We start from the raw sequence: 1118 nt of genomic DNA on the forward strand, positions 1-1118 counted from the left end.
TTTTGGTTTGCTTTGCTTTACGTTGTTTAATTTACAAGGTGCAATCTTTTTCAGCCTTTCCAGCGCTTTTCTTCACCGGAGCAGCTTATTTAGTATAGCACTCAGCAGGCCGCTTGTCAAGGGCTTTTTTCAAGGCCTTTTCTTCGCTTGCCGGCTGGCGCCGCGCCGCTGTCTAAACAGCAACTTGATTATCTTACCACACTGGCCACCCCTTGTCAACATCTTTTTTCCAAAGTGTTGCGGGGCGGTTTTGTGCGGCGCCGCCTCACCGAGACAGCTTGATTAGTATACCAACTTTTCCCTCCCTTGTCAACGCTTTTTTCGACAAAATTTTGCGGGCTTCCGAAAACCGGAAGCCCGCGGCAGGATTCCCCGCTTATGGCAGCGGGATGCATTGCTTTGTATGGAAGAAATAGATTACCCGCCCGGTGACGGGCTTGGAGAAGATTTGCTCGACTGCGTAGGCGTAGGCGTCAAGCTGCGGCCGGTACGACGCCGCGCGGTCGGCCGCCGTTTCCAAAGATACCCGGTCGGTCTTGAAATCCACGACGACAAAGCCGTCCTCCCGCTCGATCAGGCAGTCGATCACGCCCTGTAGCAGCACCTGTTCCTCCGCCAGCCCTTCCGTCCCCGGATAAAACCGGGCCGCCGGCGCCAACACCGAAAACTTAAACTCGCGCCGCAGCTTCCCCGACCGCACCGCATCCAGGTAAAGCGCCGACTGGAAAAACGCCGCGATCTTTTCCACGTCGATGGCGGCCGCCTGCCCTGCGGAAAGGATATGCCGCTCCGCAAGGCGCGCGCACTCGCATTTTACCGCCTCCGGCGTGCCGCAAGCGTCAAAGTCCGCGAACTGCATGAACAGGTGGTGCGCCGTGCCGACCTCGGACGGCGTAAGCCCGCGCGCCGCCTGGTCGAAGAACGGCCGGCGCAGCGTTTTTTCCCGCTGCACCGTCGGCGGCGCATACTCCGCGGCTTCTTCCGCCTTAAAGCCCTTCTTGATCCCGGTCGCGGTCAGCTTTGCCGGGATATCCCGCAGCGCCTGCCCCGGATATGGCACCGGCGGATGGACGGCGAGCGGCGTCTCCAGGCTGCGCGCGCCGCCGGCCGCCTTTTGC

At 60.1% G+C, this 1118-nt stretch carries 1 protein-coding gene; it reads right to left on the minus strand.

From position 1 onward, the window contains the following. Positions 1-376: 376 nt before the first annotated feature. The coding region (locus tag CZ203_RS01175; protein WP_200809401.1) for a PD-(D/E)XK nuclease family protein at positions 377-1118 on the minus strand (742 nt) is incomplete at its 5' end.

This window comes from Intestinibacillus massiliensis, from assembly GCF_900155735.1.
Classification (GTDB): domain Bacteria; phylum Bacillota; class Clostridia; order Oscillospirales; family Butyricicoccaceae; genus Intestinibacillus; species Intestinibacillus massiliensis.